Genomic DNA, 26,406 nt, shown 5'->3' on the forward strand with positions numbered 1-26,406 from the left:
CGGGAGCCGCCCCGACCTCCGCTCAGCTGAAGAGGGAGGCGGCCACCATGGTGTCGCCCTTCTTGATGCCCGGCGGGATCGCGAACAGGGCCGAGGCCTCGTGCTTGAGGTACTCCTGGAGAGCATCGCTCTTGGTCATGCGGTCCAGGATCGGGTAGAAGTTCGTGCGCGGATCCCGCACGAAGGCGATGAAGAACAGCCCGGTCTGCAGCAGGCCCAGGGAGTCGGAGCCGTCGGTGTAGTTGTAGCCGCGGCGCAGCATCCGGCGCCCCTGGTTCTGCTCCGGTGAGACGACGGCGATATGCGCGTCGGCCGGCACGAGACTCTCGCCCTTGTCGTCCTTGGCCGTGTAGTCCACGGCCGTGAACTCCTCGGAGGACTTTGTGGGGTTGGCGATGCTCAGCGGCGCCCCGTAGCGCTTGTCGCGCCCCATGGTCTGCTCCTGCTCGATGAGCCGCAGACGGTCCCAGACCTCGGCCAGCATGCGGATGCGCCGCGCCACGTAGTAGGTGCCGCCGGTCATCCAGTCCGCCGCGGCGTCGTCCCCGGACTGGACCCACAGGTGCTCATTGAGCTGGTCGGCGGGGTCCTCGGCCTTGATGTTGTTGGTGCCGTCCTTGAAGCCGAACAGGTTGCGCGGCGTCTCCTGGTCCACGGAGGTCGACGACGTCCGCCCGTACCCGACCTGGCTCCACCTCAGGGTCGCGGTCCCGAAGGCGATACGGGTGAGGTTGCGGATCGCGTGAACGCACACCTGGGCGTCATTGGAGCAGGCCTGGACGAGCAGGTCGCCATCGGACTGGGCGGCGTGAAGCTGGTCGCCGGAGAAGGAGGGCGTGCCCTCCTTGAGGATGGCCGGCATCTTGGCGGCCAGGCCGAAGCGGTCGTTGCCCTCGGCGTCGACGAACAGACCCTTGCCCACTCCGAAGGTGATGGTCAGGCCGTTGGGCTTGTAGCCCCAGGCCTCGCCGGTGTCCTTGGGCGGCAGCTGCTTGTTGGAGCTGGGCTGGCCGCCGATGAGCTCGCCGGCGGTCATCTGCTCAGCGGCCACGGCCCAGTCGGACAGGAGGGTCTTGAGCTCCTCGACGTCGGTGGCGGAGACGTCGAAGGCCGCGGTGAACATGTTGTCCTGGGCGGGGGTGGTGATCCCCGCCTGGCGCTCGCCCCGGAAGGGGTAGACGGTGAGAATGGCGTCCTCGGGTCGCTGGGACGCCTCCCAGGCGCGACCGCCGGCCACACCGGCCAGGCCCGCGAGCGCGGCGCCCAGGCCCGCACCGGTGAACATGGCGCGGCGGCTCGTGCCCTTGGCGCCGGACTTGCCGGGCTTGCCGGATTCCTCCGGTTCTTCGGGATTCTCAGAGGCGCCGGGGGTCTCGGGCTCTCCCGAGGCGCCGGAGGCCTCCGAGCCGCTGCCCGGGCCTTCCGACGTCGGGGCTCCCGACTCCTGGTGCGCCTGCGATGCCTCCGGGCCGGTCGCGTCGGCCGCGACCTGGGCCTCGTCCGACTCGTCGGCCGGCTTGCCACTCACTGTCTGCTCCTTCCGGGGGTGACGACGACGCTCAGAGGATGGTTCCGGCGACCTGCGACAGGGACTCGCTCAGGGCGTTGACGGTGTCGGAGAACTTGCGCTGCACGTCGGTGTAGGAGTTCTTGTCGGGGGTCTCGCCGGCGTCCTTCTGGACCGAGGCGATGGTGGAGTAGTCCGCGTAGGTCTTCTGGCCGTCAGCCGTCTGACCGTTCGCCTGCGCGGCAACGAGGTCCTCGACCGCCTTGAACTGGGTGGTGATCTTCTCGGCGAGCTTGGAGTCCTTCTTCTTCATGAGGTCCTCGACGTTGCCGTAGGCGACCTTGGCGCCCTCGACGTTGGCCTGGAAGTCGTAGAGGTCGGTGTGGGAGAAGGTCTCCTCCTCGCCGACGATCTTGGTGGTGGCGACCTCTTCGAGGAGGGTGGCGGCGCCGTTGGCGACGTCCTCGAGCTCGAGCTCGAACTTCTTGCCGCCGGTGCCGTTGATGTTGCCGTAGACGAGGTCGTAGAGGGACTTGGTGTCGGTGTTGAGCTGGTCGGCGACCTTCTGGCGGGCGGCGTCGTCGGCGAACTTGAAGGGGCTGGCGGGGTCCTGGGCCCACAGGTCGGCCTCGATGCGGTGCCATCCGGTCCAGCCGTCGATGACCTCCTTGTCGGTGACGGCCTTGCCGGCGCCGGAGGCGAGGTCCTGGACGCGGGTGTCCAGGGAGGCGTCGAGGTCTCCGGCCTCCTTGATCCCGAAGGACTCGGCGGTGGGCTCGATGCGCTCGTAGTACTGACGTGCCAGCGGGTAGAGGCTCTGGGCGGTGGCGGTGTCGCCGGAGGTGTAGGCGGTGACGAAGCTCTGGGTGGCGGTGAGGAGCTGGCCGGCCTGATCGCGCACGTAGGCGGTGTAGTTGGTGACGGCGGCCTCGCGCGCCTCGGCCTCGTCGGCGCTGACGTCGACGGCGGCGCCCTTGGTGATCGTCAGCTGGGTGACGCCCTTGAGCTCGCCGACCATGTTCGGCTTGCAGGCGGCGTAGTAGGTGCCCTCCTTGAGGGAGGTGGTGAGCTTCGCGGTGGTGCCGGGGCCGATGTTCTCCTGCTCGGAGATGATCTGGAGCTTGTCCTCAGTGAGGATCTCCAGCTCGTTGGGCGCCGAGCCGGAGTTGGTGATGGTGAAGGTGACGACACCCGAGGGGAAGGAGGTGGAGGACAGCTGGCAGGAATCATCGGTGAGGGTCACCGTGATCTCCTGGGCCTTGCCGGATCCCGAGGCACCGCCCTTGGCGTTCTTGGGGTTGTCGGCGCAGGCGGCCAGGCCCAGGCCCATGGCGGTCAGGGGGAGCAGGGTGAGCACATTGCGTCGCGTGATGATCGGCATCTGTCTTTCCTTTGTGAGGAGGCGGTGGTGGATGAGGGTCTGCGGGGACGGTCAGGAGACCTTGCTCGTATCGACGTCGGACGCGGCGTCACTGACGTCATCGGCGGCCTCATGGGTCTTGTCGGCGGCGCTCTCCTGGCGCGGCGAGGGCCGCGGCCCCCGGATCTGGAGGGTGAGCAGCACCAGGACCGGGACGATGTAGAGGCACCAGCCCACGACCTGCAGCACGGTGGGCTGGAGGTTGAGCTGGAACATGGCCTGGAGCAGCACATAGAGCCAGTAGAGGGGCGAGGTGCTGTCCGGCAGGTGGGCGGACAGGTCCCAGGCGTGGCTCATGATGCCGGGAAGGACACCGGCCTCCTGGAAGTCGCCGACGCCGTAGGCGACGATGCCGGCGGCGACGACGACGAGGAAGTACCCGGTGGTGGCGAAGAAGATGCGGAAGTTGATGCGCACCGCGCCCTGATAGATGAGGACACCCAGCACGATGGCCAGGGCGAGGCCGGTGACGACGCCCGCCGTCGTCTGCATGGTGGAGCTCTCGATGCTGGAGCGCACGGTGGCCCAGATGAACAGGGCCGTCTCGACGCCCTCGCGCCCCACGGCGACGACGGCGATCCAGACAACGCCCCAGCCGGAGCCGTCCCCGGCGAGGGTCCTGGACAGGGATCCCTCCAGCTCTCCCTTGAGCTCGCGGGCGTTCTTGCCCATCCAGAAGATCATCCAGGTCACCAGGCCGACGGCAACGAAGGACAGGGTGCCGCCGAGAATCTCCTGAGCCTGGAAGGTGAGGGTCTTGGGCCCCCAGGTCAGGATGGCGCCGGTGGCCAGAGGCAGGAGGGCGGCCAGTCCGACGCCGATCCACAGTTTGGGCAGAGCGTCGCGGCGGTCGGATTTGACCAGGTAGGCGACGATAATGCTGACGACAAGAGCCGCCTCCAAACCCTCCCGTAGGGCGATCAGCAGGTTGGCGAGAAACACTCGGCCTCCATGTCACGAAATTCGTCTCGGATCGCTATAAGCAAGGCAAGCCTATCCTGTGGTGATCTGATCACCAAGACCTCACGTTTGTCGTATCCATATCGGCTGTGCCCAGGTTTCGCCGATCACAGCGGTCAGCATCACCTATGGGCTGACCTGCACGTTTGCCCAGCCGGGAGCCGGCGACCGTCCGGCACAGCGCCCTTATGGCCGGGCTCGTACTCACAGTGCCTCAGAGTGCAACCACCCGGCCTGCACGCTTGTACTCGCACACCCCCACCCGCATCCGACGTCGATCGAGGACGTACTTTTGCCGTGGGGACTGCGATTCGTCGAAGACGGCTGCGGGCAGTAGTCAGTCATCAATGAGAAAACGCAGTCGCCACACGGAAGGTACGTCCTCGAGCAAGAAGCACGTCCTCGACGTCGGCACAGGCGAAGACAAAAACGACCGGCGGTGCGCAGGCGGAACTCCGCCTGCGCANAGGCGGACCCCCGCCGGCGCACCGCCTTGGGGAACGCGGGTGGGGGCGACAGCCTCACCGTCCACGAGCCCCCTTATCGCCCCTCACCCGCGAGTCCTGTGGACCGCCCCGCGCCTCATCCGGCCGAGCCCGAACCACCGCCCTCTGCGTCGTCATCGGAGACTTCAGCGCCTACGGCCGCGATGGCCGGACTCTCGACAGCACCAGCGGTGCCGTCGGCGTCGGAACGGACGGCTTCACCGGCCTCGCCCAAGGCCGCGCAGTCCCCACCGGCCGCCCCGGCGCCGGCCTCCACCTCGGCCCGAGCGTCGGCCTCCTCCTTGAGCCGGGTGTTGACCTTCTCGACGTCGAGCCGGGTGAGCAGGAAGAGGATGAGCGCGTTGGCGATGAGCGGGAGCCACACGTACATGATGTAGATCATCTGGATGGCCGATCCCGGCTGGACGCTCAGGTGCCCGTCGTAGCCGGACGCGGACAGCAGCCACCCGGAGACGGCCGTGCCGATACCGCCACCCACCTTCACGCCGAGCGACGTGCAGGAGAACATGAGCCCGTCGATGCGCTTGCCGGTGCGCAGCCAGGTGTTCTCCGAGGCCTCGGCGATCAGGGCGTTGAGCGTGCCCTGCAGCGAGCTCATGCCCAGGGCCGCGATCCCGGAGAGGATCAGCATGAGCGGGACGTTGTGCACGTAGGCCGCCACAAGCACCCCGAGCCGCCCGAGGGTCGCGATGACATAGCCGACGATGTTGATCCGGTACATGCCTCCGAACCGGCTCACCACCAGCGGCGTGATCATGAGCCCCACGATGAGCGGAATATTGATGGCCCACGCGAAGGTCCCCAGCAGGTTCTCGTCCCCCAGGATGTACTTCATGAAGTAGATGCCCATGTTGAGCATGGCCGTGAAGATCTGGGTGAGCAGGAAGACGATGAGGATGATGAGGTAGTACTTGTTGGACACGAGCATCTTGGCCGACTCCGCGACCGAGAGCTTGTCTTCCTTGGGCTCGCCCTCACCCTTGCCCTCCAGCTCCTCGGGCGGCAGCTCCTTGACCGAGAGCACCGAGAGCGTGTTGACCGCCAGGCCGAGCAGCGCGTAGATGATCGCCATGGTCCGCCAGCCGACGGCGCCGCCGCCGAACAGGGCCACGCCGCCCACGGTGACGCTCTGGATGAGCAGGTTCGTCCCGAAGGCGAACATGAAGCGGATGGAGCCCATCTGGACGCGCTCGGCCCCGTTGCGGGTGATGAGCGCGGTCAGTGAGGAGTAGGCGATGTTGTTGGCCGTGTAGAACACGGCGTTGAGCAGCGTGTACGCGATGAAGAACCAGGCGTACTTGGCGGTGTCCCCCAGGCTCGTGGGGATCGCGAAGATCGCGATGATCATGGCGGAGCAGCCCACGAACCCCCACAGCATCCACGGGCGGGCCTTACCCATCCGCGTGTTGGTGCGGTCCAGCAGCGCCCCGAAGATGATGTCGGAGAAGCCGTCGAAAAGCTTCGAGATCATCATGAGGGTACCGACGATGCCCGCGTTGAGCCCGGCGGTGTCCGTCAGGTAGATCATGACGAAGGCGGACAGGAGCACGTAGACGACGTTGCCGGCGACATCGCCCGATCCGTAGCCCACCTTGTTGTGCCACTTCAGGTACTTTCTCTCGCTGGCCGCCTCCAGGCCGGCTCCTGCGGTGGGGGCGCCGGCCTTCTTGCCGGCAGACTCGCTGCTCATGGCTTCACCTCGTTGTGAGTGCTGGTGTGGTTGAGGGTGTTGAGCAGGAGATGGAGCTCCATCCCCAGCTCCTGGCTGTCGACCTGGTAGCGGGGCCGCAGAGCGGGGCCGCAGCTGTTGGATCCGATGCCGGCCATCGCGGCGTCCAGGCACAGGACCGTGCTTCCCGACGGCGTCAGGTCGGTGTTGCGACGTCGGGCGGCCAGCTCCTCCTGCGTGTAGCGGGAGGCGTTGAAGGAGAACGGGGTCTGCCCGACAACCGCCAGGCTCAGGCCGCCTCCGGAGATGGTGACCTTGTTGCAGTCGGCGTGGCTGCCGTTCTCCTGGGGCCGGATGTAGTCCTCGTGGAGGTCGACGACGTCGGCGCTGAAGGCCCCGTGGTGGCTGGCGTGGTGCTTGTCGATGTAGCTCTCCTGCGGACCCAGGCCGTAGTAGTCGACCTGGTTCATGGCCTCGGGCAGGAAGAGGCGCAGCCCCAGGCGCGGCAGGCTGGGGAAGCCCAGCGCCCGGCGCAGCCGCAGGCTCAGGCTCAGGACGCCGTCGTCGGTGAGGGTCCAGACGAGCCGCCCGCGCAGGGCGGGTTGGACCGAGGGCGCCACGAGGCCGACGTCGGCGCTGATGGTGACGCGCCCGGGCTCCTCCTCGACGTCGACGCCGTAGGCGCGGGCTGTGGCCTGGTGGTAGTGGGCGCGTTCCCATTCCAGGCGCACGTGGCGGTCGTTGTCGGTGGGCGCCCGCCAGATGTTGAGCTCGACCGGGCGTTCCAGGAGCTCGCGGTCCTCCGTGCTCAGGGACGCGGGCAGGCCGGTGCGCGTGTCGATGGCGCAGCGCAGGCCCACGGCCTCGGCCTCGATCCGGGTCCCTTCGCGTTTGACCGGCAGCCGGGTCCCCCCGATGGGACGGTTCGCGAGCGCGGCGGCCCATCGGTGGCGCTTGTCGGCGTTGCGCAACGGGATCTCGTCGAAGCCCAGGATGTGGCCGGCGGCCAGCAGCGAGTCGGGGCGCGTGAGCCGGTAGGTGACCAGCAGGTGGCAGCGCCCCGCCGGCGGGACGTTCGGCTCGCAGCGCAGCATGACGCTCGTGTACGGCGGGACGGGTTCGAGGAGATCGAGGTCCTCCCGGTCCACGACGACGCCGTCGCAGCGCACCTCGTAGGAGATGCGCAGGTACTGGGACAGGTCGGTGTGGTCCAGGTCGTTGTGGATGGTGAGCAGACCCTCGTCCTGGTCGTACTCGACGACGCGGGCGGGGCGCTGGACGTTCTTGAGCTCGGCCAGGCCGGGGTGGGGGACGCGGTCGGGCGAGACGAGTCCGTCGACGCAGAAGTTGCCGTCGTGGACGGCCTCGTCGTGGTCGCCTCCGTAGAGGTAGACCGGCCGGCCGTCGTCGGTGGTCCCGGCGGTGACCGCATGGTCGCACCACTCCCACACGAAGCCGCCGCACATGCGCTCGTCGGCCCGGATGATCTCCCAGTAGTCCTCGAGGTCGCCGGGACCGTTGCCCATGGCGTGGCAGTACTCCACGAGGATGAAGGGCTTGTCCGGGTCGGAGTCCAGGTAGTCGCGGATCTCCTCAATGCCGGGGTACATGCGGCTGTACAGGTCGATGCAGGAGTAGTCGTAGCGCCGCTTGGAGTCGCGGTAGTAGGAGCTCTCGTAGTGGGTCAGCCGCGTGGGGTCGAAGTCCTTGGCCCACATGAGGGCGGCCTCAAGGGTGCAGCCGTAGGAGCACTCGTTGCCGGCGGACCAGGAGATGATGCTGGGGCGGTTCTTCTCGCGGTGGACGCACAGCCTCATGCGGTCGACGGCGGCCTCGGTCCACTCGGGGTTGTCGGCGATGGGCTCGTTCCAGTGCTCGACCTGGTTGTCCCAGGAGGGGTCGGCCAGGAAGCGGCTCTGGGTGCCGTGGCTCTCGTTGTCCGCCTCGGACATGACGTAGAAGCCGTGCTCGTCGCACAGCTGGTAGAAACGCGGGTCGTTGGGGTAGTGGGAGCTGCGCACCGCGTTGATGTTGTGCTCCTTCATCAGGCGCAGGTCCCACTGCATGTGCTCCAGGTCGACGACGGGCCCGGTGGCGGGGTCGGAGTCGTGCCGGTTGACGCCCCTCAGGGTGATGGGCCTGCCGTTGAGGCGGACGACGGCGTCGCTCACCTCGACCTCGCGGATGCCCACCCGGTCGGTGATGACCTCGTCGGGCGTGGTGATGACCAGGGTGTAGAGGTAGGGGTCCTCGGCGCTCCACAGACGGGGGCCCTCGACGCTCAGGCGGGCCCGGTGGGTGTAGCCGTCGTCGCCGGCGAAGGTCTCCAGGTCGCCGGATGCGACCACCGAGCCGTCGCGGTCGATGAGCTCCACGCGGGTGGGGACGGCCCCGCCCCGGTAGGCTCCCTGGATCTTGACGACGGCGGTGGCCGGGCCGGCGTCGAATCCGGTGCCGACCACCGGGCCGAGCGAGGTCGTGGTGACGTAGTCGAACAGGACGGCGGCCGGGCGGCTCAGGAGGTAGACGTCGCGGAAGATGCCGCTGGTGCGGAACTTGTCCTGGTCCTCCAGGTAGGTGCCGTCGCACCACTTGAGGACCAGCACGGCCAGGCGGTTGGCGCCGGGGCGGATGATCTCGGTGACGTCGAACTCGGCGGATGCGTGGGAGACCTGGCTGTAGCCGACGTAGGTGCCGTTGAGCCAGACGTAGAAGCAGGAGTCCACGCCCTCGAAGGTCAGGTAGGTGCTGGGAGCGGCGGCATCCGGGGCGTACTCGAAGTCGCGGATGTAGGCGCCGCAGGGGTTGTCCTGGGGGACGTGGGGCGGGTCGAAGGGGATGGGGTAGCGCACGTTGGTGTACTGGTGGGCGTCATAGCCCAGGTGCTGCCAGGTGCTGGGCACCTGAATCATGGTGAAGCCCTCCGGGACGGCGGCAGGGCCGGGTTCACCGCTTTCGCCGGCGGCCTCGGGGGCGCCCTGCTCCCAGAAGGCCTCGGTGAGCTCGTGGATGCTGGGCAGGTAGCGGAAGGCCCACTGCCCGCTGAGCAGGTGGAAGCGGTCGGAGTCCTCCCGCCTCCAGGGACTGGTGGCGATGGGACGGGAGGCGGGCACGTAGTAGGAGCGCGGCGGCAGCGTGTGCTCATGAAGGACGCCGAGGTCCTCGAAGTATCTAGGAACGATCATTGTTCGGCTCCCCGGGGGTTGGCGGGAACGGAGGACGCGCATCGGTGCAACGTCTTGGTGTTGACGTTAACATGATAGATGAGATCCACTCTTGTGGGACAGATCTACCGACAAAATTTCGACTTCGTCACCCTCGGAGGAGGACCGTTATGGTAACGTCACCACGTAGTCAGGATGCGGACGTCTCTGACAATCCTGATAACCTCGCGCCATGCCAGGGCAGAGCCGGGGCGCGGAGGGAGCGCCGTCGATGAGCGATGTGGCTCGCCTGGCCGGTGTCTCGGCCCAGACGGTCTCGCGCGTGGCGGCGGGATCGGAGCACGTCCGGCCCGACACCCGCGAGCGGGTCCTGCGGGCGATGAACCAGCTCGGCTACTCCCCCAACCGCGCCGCACAGGCCCTGCGCCGCGGCTCGTTCAAGACGATCGGCGTGCTGACCCAGCAGATCCAGCGCACCGGGGAGGCGCTGACCACCGCGGGCGTGCTGGAGGCGGCCACTGCCGCCGATTACGCCGTCAACCTCGTCCAGGTGGAGCACCCCGCCTCCGACGACCTGCGCGAGGCCGTCTACCGGCTCTCTCACCAGGCCATCGATGGGCTTGTCGTCGTGCAGGCCGGGCGGGCCGGGCGCGAGCAGCTGGTACTGCCCCCCTCGATGCCGGTGGCGGTCTCGGACTCGACGCTCGTGGACTACTACCCCTCGGCCAGCGCCGACCAGGTCGGCGGGGTGCGCGACGCCGTCGAGCACCTCCTGGAGCTGGGGCACCGCACCGTCCACCACGTGAGCGGCCCCGAGGACTCCCAGTCCAGCCTCATCCGCAGGGCCACCTGGGTCCGCTGCCTGCAGGAGGCGGGGCGGGAGGTTCCTGAGCCGGTGCCCGGCGGGTGGGAGGCCGCGGCGGGCTACGAGGCCGGCCTGCACCTGGCCGCCGACCCGGAGGTGACGGCCATCTTCTGCGCCAACGACGAGCTGGCCCTGGGCCTTATCCGGGCGATGCACGAACAGGGCAGGCGTGTGCCGCAGGACGTCTCGGTCGTCGGCTTCGACGGCCTGGCCGTGGGCGAGTACAGCTTCCCGCCGCTGACCACCGTGCGTCAGGACTTCAAGCGGCACGGCCGCGAGATGGTGGGCCTCGTGCTGGAGCAGGTGGCCTCCAGGACACTGGACGGAAGCCGCAGCATCATCATCCCCACTGAATTCATCGTGCGCGGCTCAACCGCTCCGCCGGCGCCCTGAGCGCAGCGAGCAGTGCGGTGTCGGCCCGGCTCAGTCCTCGTCCTCCTCGGGCAGGAGCATGGAGGCGCCCAGGGCGAAGGGGAAGCCGGGCTTGAGGATGCACTGGATGACCGGCTGGGCCATCTCCAGGACGCTGTCGGCGTCGAGCCCTTCCTCGCCGTCGGGGCTGACCTCGGCCACGAGGTCGATGTAGGGGACGGTGAGGTCGAGCAGGGACATGCCGTCGCGGTGGGTCGCGGCGTCCCAGGCGCCGCCCTCCATCTCCTGGAGGGTGCCCAGGTGGAAGCTCATGACCCCGCGGTCGTCGACCTTCGCCGGCACGGACAGGATGTGGTGCGGCTCGGGATCGCGCGGCGCGCGCAGGGTGAACAGGATGATGCCGCCGTCGCGGGCGGCGCGCAGCATGATGCGGCCGACATGGATGCCGAAGCTGACGACGTCGAAGACCCCCTCCATGGCCTCCTCGTAGCTCAGCGGCTCCTCCAGGGGGATGGGGGCGCCGTCGCCCGGGTCGTTGATGGCCCGGCGGCCCGACGGCGTCTCGGCCTTGAGCAGCAGGAGGCGGCCGGAGTCGGTCAGGGTGCCGGTCTCAACGCGCTCCTCCCAGCCGGCCGGGGCCTGGGCGGGGCCGGGCTCGGACTCCACCAGGCCCATGCCCAGGACGCTGGACAGGTCGGTGCCGTCGGCCGGCCGGTGCCAGGTGATGGTGGCGTCGTCGTGCCAGATGGGAACGACGCCGTTGAAGGGGATGCCGAAGCGCACGTGCTCGCGGTCGCCGTCGACGGGCCGGGACTCATCGACATGGCTGGTGCGCCGGTCGGCCCGGCCCGCCGGGCCTGCGTTGCCGGCGCCGTCTCCTTGCGGTCCCGCCAGGTACTCGCTCATGAATCCACCCTAGCGGTGGACGGAGCGGTCTGCGTGCCGGTTCGCGGGCCGCTTCGGGAGGCCCGGGCAGCACGACGCTCCTCCTTGCGGGCACGCTCCCACTCGTGGACCTGCCGGGCCGAGAGCGCCAGAAGGGCCAGCACCTGGAGCGCGCTGGTGACGACCAGGCCGAGGGTGGCCTGGCGGACCCCGAGGCTGGAGACCTGCCCCATGTCGGTGACGATCCCCAGGACGAAGGTGGCCATGAGGGCGATGCGGCCGCGCGGGTGCCCGTGCCAGGCCGCCACACCCAGGGCAGCGGTGATGAGCGTGAGGAGGGACGACAGCACGGCGATGATGGCGATGAAGGCGACGACCGTGCTCTGGTTCGCGTCGGTGATCGCGGCGGCGTCCAGCAGGTCGGTGACGTCGATGCGGGAGACTCGGATGAGCTCGGCAACGACCAGGAGCGCGATGAGGACCAGGGCGATGACGAGCTGGCTGGGCCGGCGCCGTCGGGCCTCGAGGTCGGCGAGGTGGGCCAGCTCGAGGGAGAGGCCGGAGTCGGATCCGGGCACCACCTCGTTGAGGTCGAGGACGTGGAGGGCGCCGTCGGTGACCACCCGGTCCCCTCCTCCGTTCTTGTCGTGGTAGGAGGTGAAGAAGTCCGGCCAGATCTGGAGCTCGGCGGCGTCGTTGGCCCAGCGCACGTCGTCGACGACGAAGTCTCGCTCGATGTCGATGTCCGCGTCGATCTTGTGGGTGACCTGGAGGGTGAGGACGCTCAGGCCGACGGCGCGGTCGTAGGTGGCGGCGGCCAGCCAGTCCACGCGCCCGCCGCCGGGCAGGACCCAGCCGGGCGGGCAGTGCCAGAAGCGGACGTGGTGACGCTGGGCGGGGTTGCCCTCCACCTCCTTCTGGTAGGCGAAGCTCTGCCTGCGCCCGAAGAGCAGGAGGTTGGAGACGGGGGCGGCCGGGTAGGAGCGGCGCAGCAGCGAGGAGACGACGATGCGCCACGAGGAGCGCAGGGTGATGGGGTCGGCACGCACCCAGCCGGCGGACACCATCGCCTCGTGAATGTCCTCCTCATCGCCCTTGACGGCGAGGTTGACGGGGTCGCCCAGGAGCCCGTCGGGGGTGCGGGTACGGCCGATGAAGTAGTCGGGCACGTAGAGCCAGGTGAGGACCTGGTGCAGGCGCGGCAGGGCGAGGTAGGCCAGGACCGCCCAGAACAGCAGGGAGTTGACCACGAGTGCCGGCTCGAGGTGCCAGCCCGAGCCGATGAGCAGCCAGGCCAGCCACAGCGTGGCGACGGCGGCGATGGCGAAGAAGACCGAGTCGAGGACGTCATCGATGCCCCAGGAGCGCGCGCCGACCTCAGACATCTTGGACGGGCCGTCCCGGTAGACGGGTGGCGCCGTCGGGCGGGGGCGAGTCACCTCGGATGACGTCATGGCAGCACGCTACCGAAGACGAGGGGCGCCGGAAGCCGACCGCACCGTCACAAGCCGACGCCTCACACGCTGCCGCGTCCTTCGAACCTGCGGGAACGGAGGACGCGGCAGCCGGAGAACAGCATCGGCGGGAATCTCAAGGCCGCCGAGGGGACAGTGTCATCAGGTCTACTTCAGCACGAGGTCCTGGGTGTCGGAGTAGGCCGGGTACTGCTTGCCCGACTTGATGCTCTCGCTGTCCTCGCGGTTGTAGACGATGGTGGTGGTGCCCTCGGAGAACGGCTTCAGCTTGGTCGTCTCCCCCAGGGATGCGAAGGCGAACCAGCCCTCCACCTTCCCGGATCCGTAGTCATCAAAACCAAGGGCCTTGAGACCGTCATCCTTCATGTCGTCCTCCAGCAGGCTCCCGTACTCATCCGCCTTGAGGGACGAATCCCCCTTGTCCTGAAGCGAGGTGACGTCCGCGACACCGCTGCTGAAGCCGACGTCTCCGCTGAAGTCGAGCTTGCAGTGAAGCAGGTAGATCGTGTCGCTACCACCGTTCTGCTTGTACTTGGGTGCGGCATAGTCCTCAACGACCTTGTCACAGGTCTGCGTGAGACTGATCTGCTCGTCCTTGAAGGTCACCGGCTCAATGTTCCGGATCTTGGAGCCGGACTTGGTGGTCTCACCGTCCTTGCCCTCGGACCCCTTCGAGTCCTTGGAGTCCTTGGAGGAGGTCGCGTCCGCGCCCTTATCGGCGGAATCGTTTGCGGTGGCGTCGCCGGCCGAGGTCTGGGAGGCACCCTGCTCGTCGCAGGCGGACAGTCCGGCCGCCATGGCGAGGGCGGCGATGGCGGAGAGAACCTTGACGGTGGAGCGCATGGGAGTTCCTTTCTGGCGCGCTGCAAACACCGAAATTGTGCGCCGCGCATATTCCCCCCGCTATGGGGAGACCACCCGCGGAAGTGCTCCCCACCTCCGCCGGTTGCGTCGCACAGCCGTCCTCGTCGGAGCGATCCAGAGGCAACTCGGGCGTCATCGTGGCGTGACGCTATCGAGCCCCGTCCGCAGTACTCGACGCCAACCGCGAAACTAAAACCTCCGATCCAGTCAATTTTTGGGGCTACCACCCGAGGTGACGTCACCGTCGGCACGCAGTCGGAACTCACCTTGACGCACCATCCCCAGCAGGGGAGGCTGCACGCCCAGACGCATGGCAGTCGTATGAACCGACTCCCTGAGATAGGGAACGAGCGCCATAAAAGCCACCTTCTCGGCGAACTCGACCTGAGCTTCCTCCGAGATCTGACCACCTGGCTCAATGAACCGGTACTCCACTTCGAAGTCCGCGGTAATCTCGGCCTCATTAGTCTTGACCCGCTGCCGCACCCGGAAAACGAAAGCCTCCCCCTCCTCGCCACCGATCATCGACTCCATCGAACTCGTGATTTCAGTGGCTTCAGGGGAGTAAACACGCTTACCTGCGACCTCGTAGGGCGTCACACGATTCAGCTCGAGGACTGGGAGCAGGTCTCGGGCTGTCTCGTAACGCCGGCCGCCACTCATGCGGCTGCGGCAAAGTCGTCGACAAGCGGAACCGTACGCTCGGCCTGGATCGGAAGCGGATCACCGGCGCTCGCCTCTATCGCCATGGGCCACCCTCCACCAAGTGTCTGAATGGGCGTCCAGCTCTCCGACTCGAAGGTCGTACGCCCCCAGGTTGTCACGCGATGCTCCACGCTCGCTCCGACAGCAAGCGCGTAACGACGCAAGGTGGAGAGCCGAGGATCGTTATCCTGACTCTCGAACGCAGCAACCGTCGGCTGCTTGACACCCATCATCTCGGCAACGTCGCGCTGCGAGAGACCGGCCTCCTTGCGAGCCTGGATGAGGGCCCAGCGCATCTCGTCATCGGCTTGAGCAAGTCGCGCCGAGTGCTCAACCAGCTCATCAAAGCCCCGCTCCTGGAGGGACGCCTGGATCGAAGTCATAGACTAGAATCTATCACGGATCGAGGCAGTGAGAGCAAGCCCTGGTATGACCCCAATGGCACTGCTCGCCCACAACGAAGCGTCGCTGACCCTCCTCCATCACCGCGTTCTGCAGCTCCCGCTGCTTGGCGACCGGCAGATCCGTCTCCTTGCGGTGGATGCGCACAACGACGACGTCAGGATGGCCGGGCTCCCCGTGATAGGCCCGCACTAAGGAGTTCTTCGCGCCGGCGAGTTTCCAGCGGAGCTCGAAGAGGTCAGGTTGCGAGACGACCGGAGACAACGCGGGAGGATTCTCCTCAGGCAGACACCCTCGAGCCATCGCTCTCATACGCCCGCGGATCTCACCCGCAACCTCAGCCTCGCGCAGCATCTTGGTAAAGCCTCGCAGTCCCAACGGTGCCACGACCTGCTGCGCGACGGCAGCAATCTCCGCCTGAACATCAACAGACTCGGCATCGATGACACAGAAATGGATTCGCGCGGGATTGGATTCCCGAGGCTCGGAGCACACAGACCTCCGCTCATCAGAACGAGCCATCGAGCTACCGTCAGAGCGTGTCGGCCAGTTGATCCACTCTCTTCATGCGCTCAGAAGTCCCAGTCCTCGTCCTGGGTGGCCTCGGCCGTGCCCATGACGTAGGAGGAGCCCGAGCCGGAGAAGAAGTCGTGGTTCTCGTCGGCGTTGGGGGACAGGGAGGCGAGGATCGCCGGGCTGACGTCGACGGCGTCGGCCGGGAACAGCGCCTCGTAGCCCAGGTTCATGAGGGCCTTGTTGGCGTTGTAGCGCAGGAACTTCTTGACGTCCTCGGTCAGGCCGAGCTCGTCGTAGAGGTCCTCGGTGTACTGCTCCTCGTTGTCGTAGAGCTCCATGAGCAGATCGAAGGTGTAGTCCTTGAGCTCGGCCTGGCGCTCGGGCGAGGACTCGCGCACAGCGAGCTGGTACTTGTAGCCGATGTAGTAGCCGTGGACGGCCTCGTCGCGGATGATGAGGCGGATGAGGTCGGCGGTGTTGGTCAGCTTGGCGTGGCTGGACCAGTACATGGGGGCGTAGAAGCCGGAGTAGAAGAGGAAGGACTCCAGCATGGTGGAGGCGACCTTGCGCTTCTCGGGGTCGTCACCGCGGTAGTAGTCCAGGATGATGCGGGCCTTGCGCTGGAGGTTCTCGTTCTCCTCGCTCCAGCGGAAGGCCTCGTCGATCTCCGCCGTCGAGATGAGGGTGGAGAAGATCGAGGAGTAGGAGCGGGCGTGGACCGACTCCATGAAGGCGATGTTGGTGAGCACCGCCTCCTCGTGGGGGGTGCGGGCGTCGGGGATGAGGGAGACCGCGCCGACCGTGCCCTGAATGGTGTCCAGGAGAGTCAGGCCGGTGAAGACCCGGGTGGTCATGTTCTTCTCAGCCTCGGTCAGGGTGGCCCAGGACTGCACGTCGTTGGACAGCGGCACCTTCTCGGGCAGCCAGAAGTTGCCGGTCAGGCGGTCCCAGACCTCGAGGTCCTTGTCGTCGGCCAGGCGGTTCCAGTTGATGGCCTGGACACGGTCGACCAGCTTGATGGGCTCGTGCATCGGTTTCCTCCCGGGGTTGGCTGCGCTGGCCTCATGCTACCGACGCCGACGCCGGCCGGCAGTGACGCCCGACCGGTTGGCGACTGTGGTGCCCGCCGCGCTCTTGCGGACGGGAGGTGCCGGCCAGCAGTGGGTGGCGGCGCACCCGGACGGCGCGCCCGGAGCGCGCGCCCGGACGAGTCTTCCAGTTGGAGTGTTATTGACTCACAGAAGGTTACTGACTAACATTCTCGGTATGAGCCCGCGCACCTCCACCACTGACCTGCTTCGGCGCACCGCACTGCGGATGTTCACCGAGCGGGGGTTCGACGCCGTCCCGGTCACCGCGATCGCCAAGGCCGCCGGGGTCTCTCACATGACCTTCTTCCGCCACTTCCCCACCAAGGAGGCCGTGGTGGTGAGCGACTTGTTCGATCCGTTCATCGCCGAGGCGGTACGCGCCCAGCCGCAGCGGTGGCGTCCGCTGACCCGGGCGGTGCGGGGCCTCGTTGCGGCGATGAGTCAGGAGTCGGCGCGCGAGGAGATGTCCTCCCGAGAGTTCTACGAACGCGTTCGGCTGGCGGGTCGCACGCCGTCGCTGGCGGCCGCCGTGCGAACCGCGGGCCAGCAGACCGAGCGCGCCATTGCCGAGGCGCTCATCGTTCCGGGGGTCGACGGCGCGGCGGCGCGGGCCGCGGCCGGAGCCGTCATGGGCGCGGCGAGCAGCCTCCTGCTCACCTGGGCGGAGGAGACCAGCGCCTCCGACGACGTGGTCGAGACCGGCACCGCACCCCGCACCGAGGCGGTCAGTGGCGCCGCGGCCACGCTCAGTCGGGGCCTTCTCAGCCTGCTGGAGGAGCCGTGAGGGGCGCGGCGGCGTCGGCCCTGGAGGTTGATCGCGTCAGCGCCGGCCTGCGGGGAAGGCCTGTTCTGCAACGGCTCTCCATGTCCGTCGCGCAGGGCGAGTGCCACGCCATCGTGGGTCTCAACGGGGCCGGGAAGACCACGGCGCTGCGCGTCATCCTCGGCATGCTTCGCCCCGACGCCGGGAGGGTCCTCCTGCACGGCCGCGATATTTCCTCCGCCCCCAGGGACGTGTGGCGGCGGGTGGGCCATCTGGTGGAGACGCCGTTCTCCTATCCCGAGCTCACCGCCCGGCAGAACATCACCGCCTCCGCGCGTCTCCACGGGGCCGATCCCGAGCGCGCCGAGCGGACGGCGGAGCGGATGAGCGAGGCGCTGGCGCTGACCGGCTGGCTCGATGTTCCCGCGCGCCGCCTGTCGCTGGGTACGCGCCAGAAGGTGGGACTGGTCAGCGCCCTGGCGCACGGGCCGAGCATCGTCATCCTCGATGAGCCGACCAACGGACTGGACCCGCTCGCCGTCGTCGGGTTCAGGGATCTTCTGCGGGAGGTGACCGGGCGCGGCGGCGCGGTGCTGGTGACCGGGCACCACTTCGATGAGCTCACGCGCATCGCCGACCGGGTCGAGGTGCTGCACCGAGGGCGGATCGTCGACACGATCACGCCCGGAGAACCTGGCCGCCCCGGAGGCGCAGACCTCGAGAGAGTCTTCTTCGACGCCATCCTGGCAGCGGATCAAGCGGCCCAGGACCCCGGCTCGGGACGGCCCTCCCGAGCGAGGCGGCCCCGGGAAGAGCGGAGCGCCTCATGATGGCCGCCGGTCGCGGGACGTTCCCGGTTGTCATCGACCTTGAGGCTCGCAAGCTGGCTCGGGCCACGGTCGCGCGTGTGGCGACAGTGGCCGCCCTCGTTCTGGTCCTGGTGACCACGGCCGGCGGGTACGCCGCCGCGATGCACGCCGGAGACACTGACCTGGGGCGCAAGGCCGCCTCCATGGTCACGTCGCCCGGCTGGGACGGCTACACCGCCCTGGGGGCGACGAGCGTAGGGGTCACGATGCTTCTGGCTGCCGGCGTGGTGATGTCGTGGAGTGCGGGTCGGGAGTTCGTCGACGGCACCATCGTCGGCCTGTTCGCGATTCCGCCCACCTTGCGCACCATCGCAACGGCGAAGATGGTGGCGGTTCTGACCTGGGCGACCATCCTGGGCGTTGTTGAAGCGGCGGTGCTCACGACGGCGGGACTGCTGCTGCTCGGGCTGGGGCCGGGAGGCGCCGCCGGCTGCTTCGCGGTGCTGGCGCTCAGCGCCGCCCTGATCGGCGGCAGCGCGCTGCCGGTCATGTGGGCGGCGACGCGGTGGCGCGGCTACCTGGCCGGCATCGGGCTCACGCTGGCGATCCTCGTCGGCGCCAATCTTGCCGCTGGGTTCGGGCTCGGCCCCTACATCCCGTGGTCCATCCCGATGGTGTGGGCCGCGCACCACACGGAGGTCAGCACGCCGCTGCTGGCGGTTCCGGTGATGACCGCCGCGATCGGCGCCCGGATCACCTACCGGTCCTGGGACCGCCTGCAGCTGGGCGCCGACTGAGCGCGATGCTGCTCCCGGCAGACGTTCAGACAGACGTCAGCCCGCCCGGACGAGCCAGGGCGAGAGAGGTCAGAAGGACACGGATGACGCTGCGTCGACGGCGAACCATGATGTCACCGTAAGGTCTCGGCGCGGCACACGGAACGGGGATCGCTCCCCTTGCCTCACTCTCCCGCGCAGTCCGGTCAGCACCCCGCTGCCAGGCGGGCACCTGCGGCTGCACCACGTGCGCCGACACGACCTCCTTGTCTCGCGCTGCCGTGCGGACGAACCGTAGATAACCTGGAGTCCGGACACGCGATGCGCCCTCTCCACCCTGGCGTCCTGAGAGTCGCCGTGAGGCGTCGACGCACGATGGGTGGGCAAAACGTCCGTCTCGCTGTCCACAACAACTGACATAACGTCAAGATTCTGACACCAAGTCGTCGGCGAAAAACACATACCGAGGAGGATCAGGGCCGTATGGGACGCGATCGGGTCGAGAAGGCCATCACTCAGATCCTCGACTCCATCTCCGATGGAGTGTTCAAAGAGGAGTCTCCACTGCCTGCCGAGGCCGAGCTGGCCCGGTTCCTGGACGTGTCTCGAACAACGATGCGTGAAGCGATCAGGTCGTTGGCCGTTGGCGGAGTCCTCAAAGTCGTCCACGGCACGGGCACCTACGTCCAGCCCTACCGGCTGTGGCACGACCCTCGTTTCATCACCCACGTCGCACTGCTGCGAAGCGATCACCATGACATCGAGCAGGAGGTGCTGGAGCTGCGTCGGATCATCGAGGTCGGAGCCGCACGGCTCGCGGCTCAGCGGTGCACGCAGGAGCAGCTGGAGTTGCTGGCGCAGTACAAGGCCGACTACGAACAGGCCCACGCTGAGGATGACATCGACGGGGCCGTGGATGCGGACCTCGCTTTCCACGGGACGATCCTGGAGGCCACCGGCAACATCTATATCGCCTCATCCCTGAACTCTCTGACGGAGGCCCTGGTTGCAGCCCGCCGACAGGCAGCCTCCGATCCCGCGTTTCGCAGTCTGGTCGTCACTCAGCACGTCGATGTCCTGGAGGCCCTCCAGGCCAAGGATCCTCAACGAGCCGCCGAGGCCATGAGCGCGCACATGGCTCCGCGCCAGCCCCAGGAGGCGGAGAACTGAGGAGCCCCATCCGGCCTGAGGTGTTATCCTGCCAACACACTCAGCGCTCCCATCTTTGCAGGGTTCGTGCTGCGCGCTTACGCCAATGGTGACGGTAAGGAGATTGTTGTGCCCACGTACGAGGAGCTTCTTGCTCTTTATCCGCCGAGCCCGAGTGTCACGGCCGACGACGTCCGGACCGCCATCAAGGCACGCCAGCATCCCGATCCGGTCTTCATCGTGTTGGACGATGACCCGACCGGCACCCAGTCCGTCACAGATCTGCCCGTTCTCATGGCATGGGACGTCGAGGACTTTCAGTGGGCGCTGGCCGAGCAGGCCCCTGCCATCTACGTCATGACGAACTCGCGCTCGCTCGATCCGCACGAGGCGCGGCGCATCACCATTGAGGCTGTCACCAACGCTTTGTCCGCCGCCCAGGACCTCGATGTCACGCTCGCCTTCGCCACCCGCTCGGACTCGACTCTGCGAGGCCATTTCCCGCTGGAGCCTGACACGATCGCCGAGGTCCTGGCCTCATCCGGGCAGGATGTGGACGGGGTGGTCCTCGTGCCGGCGTTCCCCGAGGCCGGTCGCATCACGGTGGGCGGTACTCACTACGCTCGCATCGGCGAGGACTATCTTCCTGTCAGCCAGACAGAGTTCGCGCAGGACGCGACCTTCGGATACAGGACGTCACGCCTGAGTGAGTGGGTGGAGGAGAAGACGAAGACAGCAGTCACCGCCAACACGGTCTCCACACCCAGCCTCACCGACGTGAGAACCGACCCCGAGAGACTTGCCAGCTACCTGTCGGCTCTATCCGACCGTCAGGTGATCGCTCCGGACATCGCATCGGAAGAGGACCTGCGCGCACTGAGTCTGGCTCTCATCCGAACCGAGGACCAGGGACAGCACTTCATCTACCGGGTGGGCCCGCCCTTCATGCGCACACGTATCGGCCAAGAGCCTCGAACTCCGCTGACGCCACAGGACGTCATGCGCATCCGGGACACCTCCGGAACACCGCAGCGCCCCGCCGTGCCCGGCGGTCTGGTCGTCGTCGGGTCTCACGTGGCTCTCACCACCAGCCAGCTCGACGACCTTCGCTCCCACGTGGAACTCGCTCGATTCGAGATCGACGTCGCCACGGTCATCGACCCGGGCACCCGCGAGAAGCACATCCAGGCGGTCGTCAGCGAGGTGGTCGCCGCCCTACGGCAGGGCTCCGTCATCATCAACACCTCCCGCCGTCTTGTGGTGGGCGCGGGTGCCGATGAGTCCCTGGACATCTCTCGCCGCGTGTCCGACGCCGTCGTTGAAACGGTCCACAGGATCGTGGAGCAGGTGGTGCCGCGTTTCGTCGTCGCCAAGGGGGGAATCACGTCGTCGGACGTGGCGGCCCGCGGCCTCGATATCCGCCACGCCCGCTGCATCGGTCCGATGCTGCCGGGTATCGTCTCCCTGTGGGCGGCTCAGGACGGCCTGGCGCAAGGCGTTCCCTATATCGTCTTCCCCGGCAACGTGGGCACGTCCACCTCGTTGACCGAGGTAGTTCGTACCCTTGAGAGATAGCCGCTACCGACGATGACGCTCCTGAACCAGCGCAAGGCAGACCCGGAAATGAACCGCTCGTTGCCGGAGCAGGCCGAGTCAGCGGCGCGCCCCCGGAACCAGGGCTCCGTCATCCAGTCTGTCGACCGAGCTCTTGATGTCCTCGAAGAGCTGGCCAAGGACGGAACGAGTTCGTCACTCGCTCTGCTCGCTGAGCGTACGGGGCTGCCGGGCCCCACCGTCCACCGCATTCTGCGGACTCTGGCCTCTCGCGGCTATGTCATCAAGACGGCTCGGGGTGAGTACTCCGTCGGAGGTGCCTTCTTCGCTCTGACAACGACCGCCGGTCGATCCGTTGGATCCGCCCTTCATGACATTCTCGACCGGCTTGGCCAGGCCACAGGCGAGTCGGTAGCGGTGGCGATGCTTGACGCCGACGAGGCTCTGTACATCGCGCACCGCACGTCGACACAGTCCATGCGCCAGTTCACACAGGTGGGGAATCGAGTCTGCCTGCACGCAACCGGCGTGGGCAAGGTGCTTCTAGCGTCCATGGACTCCGAGCATCGCGCTTGCCTGCTTCACCATATGAAGCTTCCGGTCTTCACCTCGCACACTCTGGCAAGTCGAGGCGAGCTCCAAGCGGAGATCGAGCGAATCTCCTCGCGCGGCTACGCCATCGACAACGAGGAGCAGGAGCTGGGCGTTCGTTGCATGGCCATGGGCATTCCGGGGAATAACCTCTTCGCCGCCTCAGTGTCGGGCCCTCCCTCGCGCATGAGCGCAGAGCACATGACCCACGTCATTCTTCCGGAGCTGATGAGCGCCGTTGATGAGATCGCTGCCACTCTGACCGTCACGCATGCATGATGCGCCTGTGGCGCATCGGGTATGAAGCGTTGTCAGTCGAGACAGGCGGGTAGGCAGACGTGTCAGCGGGACACCTTGTCAGCGAGGTAGAGGCCGATCGCGGCTGACACGACCGTGGTCACAAGAGACAGCGCCATCGACACGAGGTTGCCACCGAACACCGACGCCACGAAGGCGACCATCGAGAGGATGGCAACGAAGGCCAGGGCCACCGAGGCGACAGTCAGCGGTGCGAAACGGTCGAGGTACTTGGCGTAACGAGGGTAGGCCACCTGCCGGCGGGTGATCGCGTTGTCAAAAGTTGTCATGACGTATTCCTTTCACGAAACAAGGTCTCAGCTCGTGCGGGCAGACTCGCCGGCAGGATGCTGAGGCGGTGCTCGCACAGCCTCGTGCGCCCCGAAGTCCCCGGGACGGCTCGAGTATAGGATCTCCACCCCCACCGGCCTCAGTGTCGATTCCTCAGGGGTCGCCAGGCCCTCCACGGCGGCCATACCGCGAGAACGCGGCATTTCAGGCCACCGGAACAGCCTTCGAGGATGACGAGGACCGCTAGGGTCGGAGATAGTCGCACGACGCCTGACCGCACACGACTCCATCTGTTTGTGCAGGTCAGAGCCACTTCAGAGATCGGATGTCTGACCTCTGAGGAGAGTATTGTGCTTCACATATGACCTGACCTACACTTACGTTGTATGAAACATACATTCCATCATGCGGAATTTGCTGATGCGGATGTCGCCACACCTGGAGGATCAATGAGGATTCTTACGGTCAACGTCAACACAACCGAGTCGATGACACGCAGCATCGCCGAGGCGGCCCGCGCGGTCGTCGGCGCAGACACCGAGATTATCGGGGTCACCCCGACCTTCGGGGCTCCCTCCGTTGAGGGAAACATGGAGTCCTACCTGGCGGCCACCGCCGTCATGGACGCTGTCACCCACTACGACGGGGAGTTCGACGCCGTCGTTCTGGCCGGTTTCGGAGAGCACGGCAAAGAGGGCCTGATGGAGCTCCTCAGTGTTCCCGTCGTCGACATGACTGAGGCAGCGGCCCACGTCGCGATGCTCCTGGGAAGCAGGTTCTCGGTCATCACCACGCTCGATCGCGCCGTCCCGCTTATTGAGGACCGTCTTTTGAGCTTCGGCCTCGACAGACGGTGCGCAGCCGTCCGCTCCACTGGACTCGGCGTTCTCGAGCTCGAGGACGCCGACGTCGCCAAGCGGGCCATCACCGAGCAGGCGCGGCTTGCGGTGGAGGAGGAGCGAGCCGAGGCGATCGTGCTGGGATGCGGAGGCATGGCCGGACTGGACCGAGAGCTGAGCGAGCTCCTGGGAGTCCCGGTCGTCGAAGGAGTAGCGGCAGGCGCGATGCTCGCCGAAGGCCTTGTGCGCCTGGGGCTGACCACCTCCAAGATCCGAACCTACGCACCACCACGCCCCAAGTCACTCACCGGCTGGCCCCTGCGGCCCTGATACCACCCAGTCCCACCTCCCAGCCCCCACTTCCGTCCACTCGCAAGTGGCGCCATGACGCGCCCGAAAGGAACTTACCATGCAGACGAATAATCGAGGTGTCGTGATCGCCGTCGGCGGGAACGCCCTCATCAAGGAGAAGAGCAGGATCTCCACCAATGACCAGTCTGAGGCGATCCGGGAGACCTGCACCTACATCGCCGATATCGTCGAGCAGGGGTACAACCCAGTCATCACTCACGGCAATGGACCGCAGGTTGGATTCCTTCTGCGCCGAGCCGAACTGGCTCTTGGTGAGCTTCCCACCATCCCCCTGGACATACTTGGCGCGGACACGCAGGGAGCCACGGGCTATCTTTTCGCCCGCAATCTGCGCAACGTGCTCGCCGAGCGCGGCGTCGAGCGCGATGTCGCGGCGATCGTCACCCAGTCCGTCGTAGACCCCGCCGACCCGGCCTTCGACTCACCGACCAAGCCCATCGGCTCCTTCATGGACGAGCAGGAAGCAGAAAAGCACCGGACGGAGGACGGGTGGGTCGTCAAGGAGGACGCTGGACGCGGTTTCCGTCGCGTTGTCGCCTCTCCGCAACCCGTCGAGATCATTGAGCTCGAGATCATCAAGTCGCTCATCAACTCGGGTGTCATGGTGATCGCCGCTGGTGGAGGAGGAATTCCCGTCACTCGCGAGAACGGGAGCATCAACGGCCGCGAGGCGGTCATCGACAAGGACCTGGCGTCATCGCTCCTGGCCAACAGCCTCGAGATCGAGGACTTCATCATCTGCACGGCCGTCGACCAGGTCTACCTGGATTTCAACTCTCCGAACCAAAAAGGAATCAGCACCATGACCGCCGAGGAGGCTACTGGCTATCTGGAGGCGGAACAGTTCGGAAGCGGCTCCATGGCACCCAAGATCGAGGCGGCCGTCAGATTCCTCAAGAATGGAGGCCGGCGCGTCATCATCACATCCCTGGACTGCCTCGCCGACGCCCTTGACGGCAAGGCAGGAACCACCATCACCAACTGAGCACCGGGAGCAGACATACAGTTAATGGCAGAAAGGCACCACCGACATGAGTACGCAAGTTTCAACAGCATCTCAGGAACAGTCCAAGGTCGACGTGGACGCACACCTCATCAATGACGACCTGGCGCCGGCAAAAGAACGCAATTGGTCCTTCTTCTCCCTATTTGCCATGTGGATGTCCGACATCCACTCCATCGGTGGGTACACATTCGCGGCCGGACTATTCACCCTCGGTTTGGGCGCGGCGCACGTCTTCGCTGGCCTGTCCGTAGGTATTGTCATTGTTTTCTTCATCATGAACCTGGTCGGCTTTGCCGGCCAGAAGACTGGACTTTGCTACCCCGTTCTGGCCCGAATTTCTTTCGGAACTATTGGCTCCAACGTTCCCGCTCTCACTCGAGGTTTCGTGGCCATCTGCTGGTACGGAATTCAGACCTGGCTGGCATCGCGGGCCGTCATCGTCCTGGCCGCCGACATATGGCCGCACATCACCGACTACGGTCGACAGCGATTCCTCGGCGAGAGCCTGCTCGGCTGGGCGGCCTTCCTGCTCATGTGGGCACTGCAGCTGCTGCTTCTACGTAACGGCATGGAGACCATCCGAAAGTTCCAGGACTTCGCCGGACCCGCGGTGTGGATCGTCATGCTTATTCTCACGATCTACGTCCTGAAGGAAGCAGGATGGCACATCTCGCTGTCAGTGCCCTCTAAACCTGCCGAGTGGGGCCCGGTGCACGCCTTCCTGGCGGCAATCTCGCTCACCGTCACATATTTTGCGACTCTCCTGCTCAACTTCTGCGACTTCTCTCGGTTCTCACCGTCACGCAAGGCTGTCTGGATGGCCAACCTGTGGGGTCTTCCGGTCAACTTCATCGCATTCTCAGTCGTGTCCGTGCTTGTCACCGCAGGCTCTAAGCAGATCTACGGCGAATATATTTACGATCCGGTTGAGCTCGTAGGGAAGATCGACTCTCCGGTGGCCTCCATCTTGGGCGCGCTCACCTTTACTGTCGCCACCCTGGGAATCAATGTGGTAGCCAATTTCGTCTCGCCCGCGTACGACCTCGCCAACGCCTGGCCGTCGAAAATCACCTTCGTCCGAGGAGGAATCATCTCGGCCGTCATCGCCCTGCTCATCACTCCGTGGAACCTTTACAACAACCCCATTATCGTCAACATCTTCCTGGCCGCTCTGGGCGCGGTTCTGGGGCCGTTGTTCGGGATCATCATCGCCGACTACTACCTCTTGCGTAAGCAGAAGGTCCAGGTTTCCGAGCTGTTCAAGGCCAACGGCATGCACTCGTTCAAGAACGGCTGGAACATGCGGGCTGTCACCACTTTCGTTGTCACATCCATCCCCTCGATCATCGTGGCCGTCGTTCCACTGTCCTGGTGCAAGTTCCTCAGCCCCTTCTCATGGTTCATCGGCGCAGCACTGTCACTCGTTGTGCACTACTACGTCTCCCGGAACGATCCTTACGTCGTCAGAGCCGTTGAGGCCGCTTCCAAGGTGGATCTCGACGCCGATCTTGCCGCAGTGGCGCGGTAGCTCGCGGCAGCGCGTCCTGAAATCCCCTCA

23 protein-coding genes are annotated in these 26,406 nt (G+C 66.4%); 10 read left to right on the top strand and 13 right to left on the bottom strand.

Going from position 1 to position 26,406, the window contains the following annotated elements; all coding sequences use genetic code 11:
• Window positions 1–22 precede the first annotated feature (22 nt).
• The 5 genes from efeB to BQ8008_RS10820 form a co-directional block, all read right to left on the bottom strand.
• A complete protein-coding gene (gene efeB / locus BQ8008_RS10800) occupies window positions 23–1,528 on the bottom strand; it encodes an iron uptake transporter deferrochelatase/peroxidase subunit (protein WP_108833996.1) in 1,506 nt (501 codons plus the stop codon).
• A 31-nt stretch (window positions 1,529–1,559) separates the two neighbouring features.
• Window positions 1,560–2,888, bottom strand: a complete 1,329-nt coding sequence (efeO, locus tag BQ8008_RS10805) for an iron uptake system protein EfeO (RefSeq protein ID WP_108833997.1) — start codon at window positions 2,886–2,888, stop codon at window positions 1,560–1,562.
• Between the two features lie 51 nt (window positions 2,889–2,939).
• Complete coding sequence (gene efeU, locus BQ8008_RS10810) at window positions 2,940–3,869, bottom strand: iron uptake transporter permease EfeU (RefSeq protein WP_108833998.1); 930 nt, start codon at window positions 3,867–3,869, stop codon at window positions 2,940–2,942.
• Between the two features lie 600 nt (window positions 3,870–4,469).
• Window positions 4,470–6,083 (bottom strand): MFS transporter, encoded by a 1,614-nt coding sequence (locus BQ8008_RS10815; RefSeq protein ID WP_108833999.1) that lies wholly within the window; start codon window positions 6,081–6,083, stop codon window positions 4,470–4,472.
• Window positions 6,080–9,247 (bottom strand): glycoside hydrolase family 2 TIM barrel-domain containing protein, encoded by a 3,168-nt coding sequence (locus tag BQ8008_RS10820; protein WP_108834000.1) that lies wholly within the window; start codon window positions 9,245–9,247, stop codon window positions 6,080–6,082. Before BQ8008_RS10820 ends, BQ8008_RS10815 begins: the two co-directional genes overlap by 4 nt.
• Before the next feature lie 250 nt (window positions 9,248–9,497).
• Here BQ8008_RS10820 and BQ8008_RS10825 point away from each other — a divergent pair, with 250 nt between their 5' ends.
• Complete coding sequence (locus BQ8008_RS10825; protein WP_108834001.1) at window positions 9,498–10,484, top strand: LacI family DNA-binding transcriptional regulator; 987 nt, start codon at window positions 9,498–9,500, stop codon at window positions 10,482–10,484.
• Window positions 10,485–10,514: 30 nt separating this feature from the next.
• On the opposite strand, the gene BQ8008_RS10830 is transcribed toward BQ8008_RS10825, so the two are convergent.
• The 7 genes from BQ8008_RS10830 to nrdF all read right to left on the bottom strand — a co-directional run bounded on the left by BQ8008_RS10830 (window position 10,515) and on the right by nrdF (window position 16,341).
• Window positions 10,515–11,369: a hypothetical protein gene (locus tag BQ8008_RS10830; RefSeq protein ID WP_234415365.1), complete on the bottom strand. Its 855-nt coding sequence runs from the start codon at window positions 11,367–11,369 to the stop codon at window positions 10,515–10,517.
• Complete coding sequence (locus BQ8008_RS10835; protein ID WP_199907981.1) at window positions 11,366–12,802, bottom strand: LssY C-terminal domain-containing protein; 1,437 nt, start codon at window positions 12,800–12,802, stop codon at window positions 11,366–11,368. The genes BQ8008_RS10830 and BQ8008_RS10835 overlap by 4 nt, the downstream gene beginning before the upstream one ends.
• Window positions 12,803–12,970: 168 nt before the next feature.
• The gene (locus tag BQ8008_RS10840; RefSeq protein WP_108834002.1) at window positions 12,971–13,666 is read right to left on the bottom strand and encodes a hypothetical protein; all 696 of its coding nucleotides are present in this window, start codon (window positions 13,664–13,666) and stop codon (window positions 12,971–12,973) included.
• 228 nt (window positions 13,667–13,894) lie between these two features.
• A complete protein-coding gene (locus tag BQ8008_RS10845) occupies window positions 13,895–14,287 on the bottom strand; it encodes a hypothetical protein (RefSeq protein WP_159086792.1) in 393 nt (130 codons plus the stop codon).
• A gap of 59 nt (window positions 14,288–14,346) precedes the next feature.
• Window positions 14,347–14,775, bottom strand: coding sequence for a helix-turn-helix domain-containing protein (locus BQ8008_RS10850; protein WP_108834004.1), 429 nt, complete (start codon window positions 14,773–14,775; stop codon window positions 14,347–14,349).
• Window positions 14,776–14,788: 13 nt separating this feature from the next.
• Entirely contained in the window at window positions 14,789–15,316 is a 528-nt protein-coding gene (locus BQ8008_RS10855; protein ID WP_159086793.1) for a hypothetical protein, read from the bottom strand.
• A 50-nt stretch (window positions 15,317–15,366) separates the two neighbouring features.
• On the bottom strand, window positions 15,367–16,341 hold the full coding sequence (gene nrdF, locus BQ8008_RS10860; protein ID WP_108834006.1) for a class 1b ribonucleoside-diphosphate reductase subunit beta: 975 nt from the start codon (window positions 16,339–16,341) through the stop codon (window positions 15,367–15,369).
• A 235-nt stretch (window positions 16,342–16,576) separates the two neighbouring features.
• On the opposite strand from nrdF, the gene BQ8008_RS10865 reads away from it, so the two are divergent.
• The 6 genes from BQ8008_RS10865 to BQ8008_RS10895 all read left to right on the top strand — a co-directional run bounded on the left by BQ8008_RS10865 (window position 16,577) and on the right by BQ8008_RS10895 (window position 22,322).
• Window positions 16,577–17,185 carry a TetR family transcriptional regulator gene (locus tag BQ8008_RS10865; RefSeq protein WP_234415366.1) on the top strand — a complete coding sequence of 203 codons (609 nt, stop codon included), beginning with the start codon at window positions 16,577–16,579 and terminating at the stop codon, window positions 17,183–17,185.
• Window positions 17,182–17,994, top strand: a complete 813-nt coding sequence (locus BQ8008_RS10870) for an ABC transporter ATP-binding protein (RefSeq protein WP_108834007.1) — start codon at window positions 17,182–17,184, stop codon at window positions 17,992–17,994. Before BQ8008_RS10865 ends, BQ8008_RS10870 begins: the two co-directional genes overlap by 4 nt.
• Window positions 17,994–18,770 carry an ABC transporter permease gene (locus BQ8008_RS10875; protein WP_108834925.1) on the top strand — a complete coding sequence of 259 codons (777 nt, stop codon included), beginning with the start codon at window positions 17,994–17,996 and terminating at the stop codon, window positions 18,768–18,770. Before BQ8008_RS10870 ends, BQ8008_RS10875 begins: the two co-directional genes overlap by 1 nt.
• Window positions 18,771–19,232: 462 nt before the next feature.
• Window positions 19,233–19,919, top strand: a complete 687-nt coding sequence (locus BQ8008_RS10885) for a FadR/GntR family transcriptional regulator (RefSeq protein ID WP_108834009.1) — start codon at window positions 19,233–19,235, stop codon at window positions 19,917–19,919.
• Window positions 19,920–20,027: 108 nt separating this feature from the next.
• On the top strand, window positions 20,028–21,473 hold the full coding sequence (locus tag BQ8008_RS10890; RefSeq protein WP_234415367.1) for a four-carbon acid sugar kinase family protein: 1,446 nt from the start codon (window positions 20,028–20,030) through the stop codon (window positions 21,471–21,473).
• 12 nt (window positions 21,474–21,485) lie between these two features.
• Window positions 21,486–22,322, top strand: a complete 837-nt coding sequence (locus tag BQ8008_RS10895) for an IclR family transcriptional regulator (protein ID WP_108834010.1) — start codon at window positions 21,486–21,488, stop codon at window positions 22,320–22,322.
• Between the two features lie 62 nt (window positions 22,323–22,384).
• Here the strand turns inward: BQ8008_RS10895 and BQ8008_RS10900 are convergent, their stop codons facing one another.
• Entirely contained in the window at window positions 22,385–22,630 is a 246-nt protein-coding gene (locus BQ8008_RS10900) for a hypothetical protein (protein WP_108834011.1), read from the bottom strand.
• 450 nt (window positions 22,631–23,080) lie between these two features.
• Between BQ8008_RS10900 and BQ8008_RS10905 the strand changes: the two genes are divergently transcribed.
• The 3 genes from BQ8008_RS10905 to BQ8008_RS10915 all read left to right on the top strand — a co-directional run bounded on the left by BQ8008_RS10905 (window position 23,081) and on the right by BQ8008_RS10915 (window position 26,376).
• The gene (locus BQ8008_RS10905; protein ID WP_108834012.1) at window positions 23,081–23,800 is read left to right on the top strand and encodes an aspartate/glutamate racemase family protein; all 720 of its coding nucleotides are present in this window, start codon (window positions 23,081–23,083) and stop codon (window positions 23,798–23,800) included.
• Between the two features lie 79 nt (window positions 23,801–23,879).
• The gene (gene arcC, locus BQ8008_RS10910; RefSeq protein ID WP_108834013.1) at window positions 23,880–24,827 is read left to right on the top strand and encodes a carbamate kinase; all 948 of its coding nucleotides are present in this window, start codon (window positions 23,880–23,882) and stop codon (window positions 24,825–24,827) included.
• Between the two features lie 46 nt (window positions 24,828–24,873).
• Window positions 24,874–26,376 carry an NCS1 family nucleobase:cation symporter-1 gene (locus BQ8008_RS10915; protein ID WP_108834014.1) on the top strand — a complete coding sequence of 501 codons (1,503 nt, stop codon included), beginning with the start codon at window positions 24,874–24,876 and terminating at the stop codon, window positions 26,374–26,376.
• The last annotated feature ends 30 nt before the right edge of the window (window positions 26,377–26,406 follow it).

The organism is Actinomyces sp. Marseille-P3109 (genome assembly GCF_900323545.1).
GTDB lineage: Bacteria > Actinomycetota > Actinomycetes > Actinomycetales > Actinomycetaceae > Actinomyces.

Coding starts and splice junctions, on each gene's coding strand:
- efeO (WP_108833997.1), bottom strand. CDS start 2,888: ATGCCGATCATCACGCGACGCAATGTGCTCACCCTGCTCCCCCTGACC.
- BQ8008_RS10815 (WP_108833999.1), bottom strand. CDS start 6,083: ATGAGCAGCGAGTCTGCCGGCAAGAAGGCCGGCGCCCCCACCGCAGGA.
- BQ8008_RS10820 (WP_108834000.1), bottom strand. CDS start 9,247: ATGATCGTTCCTAGATACTTCGAGGACCTCGGCGTCCTTCATGAGCAC.
- BQ8008_RS10825 (WP_108834001.1), top strand. CDS start 9,498: ATGAGCGATGTGGCTCGCCTGGCCGGTGTCTCGGCCCAGACGGTCTCG.
- BQ8008_RS10830 (WP_234415365.1), bottom strand. CDS start 11,369: ATGAGCGAGTACCTGGCGGGACCGCAAGGAGACGGCGCCGGCAACGCA.
- BQ8008_RS10835 (WP_199907981.1), bottom strand. CDS start 12,802: ATGACGTCATCCGAGGTGACTCGCCCCCGCCCGACGGCGCCACCCGTC.
- BQ8008_RS10840 (WP_108834002.1), bottom strand. CDS start 13,666: ATGCGCTCCACCGTCAAGGTTCTCTCCGCCATCGCCGCCCTCGCCATG.
- BQ8008_RS10850 (WP_108834004.1), bottom strand. CDS start 14,775: ATGACTTCGATCCAGGCGTCCCTCCAGGAGCGGGGCTTTGATGAGCTG.
- BQ8008_RS10855 (WP_159086793.1), bottom strand. CDS start 15,316: ATGGCTCGTTCTGATGAGCGGAGGTCTGTGTGCTCCGAGCCTCGGGAA.
- nrdF (WP_108834006.1), bottom strand. CDS start 16,341: ATGCACGAGCCCATCAAGCTGGTCGACCGTGTCCAGGCCATCAACTGG.
- BQ8008_RS10865 (WP_234415366.1), top strand. CDS start 16,577: ATGAGCCCGCGCACCTCCACCACTGACCTGCTTCGGCGCACCGCACTG.
- BQ8008_RS10875 (WP_108834925.1), top strand. CDS start 17,994: ATGGCCGCCGGTCGCGGGACGTTCCCGGTTGTCATCGACCTTGAGGCT.
- BQ8008_RS10885 (WP_108834009.1), top strand. CDS start 19,233: ATGGGACGCGATCGGGTCGAGAAGGCCATCACTCAGATCCTCGACTCC.
- BQ8008_RS10895 (WP_108834010.1), top strand. CDS start 21,486: ATGACGCTCCTGAACCAGCGCAAGGCAGACCCGGAAATGAACCGCTCG.
- BQ8008_RS10900 (WP_108834011.1), bottom strand. CDS start 22,630: ATGACAACTTTTGACAACGCGATCACCCGCCGGCAGGTGGCCTACCCT.
- BQ8008_RS10905 (WP_108834012.1), top strand. CDS start 23,081: ATGAGGATTCTTACGGTCAACGTCAACACAACCGAGTCGATGACACGC.
- arcC (WP_108834013.1), top strand. CDS start 23,880: ATGCAGACGAATAATCGAGGTGTCGTGATCGCCGTCGGCGGGAACGCC.
- BQ8008_RS10915 (WP_108834014.1), top strand. CDS start 24,874: ATGAGTACGCAAGTTTCAACAGCATCTCAGGAACAGTCCAAGGTCGAC.